Below are 1,063 nucleotides of genomic sequence, written 5' to 3'. Positions count from 1 at the left end.
CGGCGTTGTTGCCCAAATCAGCCATCAGGTCACAACGTCCCCAGCCCCAGGTGACCGCTACACTCGGGGCTTTCTGACAGGTAGACCAAGGGTATTCAGTTTGTTTATAGCGCTGACATACGCCATGACTTCTCCCACTTGGCCGTTGTAGTTACGCAGACTGATTTTGCCCGTCATCAACTGCTTGAACCGATACATCGCCGTCTCTGCCAGCGAGCGCCGGTGATATCCCGACATCTTCTTCCAGTGCGCTAGCCCCTCCTTGCGCATCACCAGCACAGCGTCATTTCTTGGGTGTCCCTTTTTCCATAACCCAGCGTTCTTGCGGGGCGGGATACAGGCTGTCGCCCCTTTGCGCGAGATAAGCTGATGGCTGGCTTTGCTGTCATAGGCGCCATCTGCATAAACACGTCCCAGCTTGCGCCGCAGTGGGTTGAGCAAGGTCGGCAGCACCTCGGCATCATGGACATTTTCCAGCGAGACTTCCGCTGCCACGATATCGTGAGTGGCCGGGTCCACAGCCAGATGCAACTTGCGCCAGACTCGCCGCTTCTCGGCGCCGTGTTTTCTGACCTTCCACTCGCCTTCACCAAACACCTTCAGCCCGGTTGAGTCGATAACCAAGTCGGTAATGCGTCCCTTTGGGGGCTGTCGATAAGCGACCGTCACTGTGCGTGCTCGCTTGCTGACACAGCTGTAATCGGGGGCACAAAGCGGTACGTTCATCAACTCGAACAGGGAGTCGAGTAGTCCCTGGGTGGCCCGCAGAGTGAGGTTGAAAATCCCCTTGAGCATCAGGAAGGTACAGATGGTCTGGTCAGTGTAAAGCTGGCTGCGGCCCCGCCGCCCATGATGGTCGTGGTGAAACCAGTTGCTCATGGCCTCGGCATCAACCCAGAAGGTGAGTGAACCACGGTTAATCAAAGACTTGTTGTATTGAGGCCAGTTGGTGATGGGGTGAAGCGACGTGCCCATGATGCAGACTTGAAGAGGATGGTGGTGATCAGATCACCGAGTCCTCAGTTAGTTCCATTCAAGCTGCATCAATTTGGGAAACAACGCC

Annotated in this window: 1 protein-coding gene; it reads right to left on the bottom strand. The window is 56.1% G+C overall.

Features of this window, described 5'->3' with window-relative positions:
* Window positions 1–57: 57 nt before the first annotated feature.
* Window positions 58–975, bottom strand: coding sequence for an IS5 family transposase (locus tag OKC29_RS22980; protein WP_270669817.1), 918 nt, complete (start codon window positions 973–975; stop codon window positions 58–60).
* Window positions 976–1,063: the final 88 nt, after the last annotated feature.

The sequence above is a fragment of the Aeromonas sp. QDB34 genome, assembly GCF_027705405.1.
In the GTDB taxonomy this organism is placed as follows: domain Bacteria; phylum Pseudomonadota; class Gammaproteobacteria; order Enterobacterales; family Aeromonadaceae; genus Aeromonas; species Aeromonas hydrophila.
This window is presented reverse-complemented; position numbering and strand designations above follow the sequence as displayed.

Bases quoted from the DNA above. Each gene is read 5' to 3' on its own strand.
- OKC29_RS22980 (WP_270669817.1), bottom strand. From the start codon at position 975: ATGGGCACGTCGCTTCACCCCATCACCAACTGGCCTCAATACAACAAG.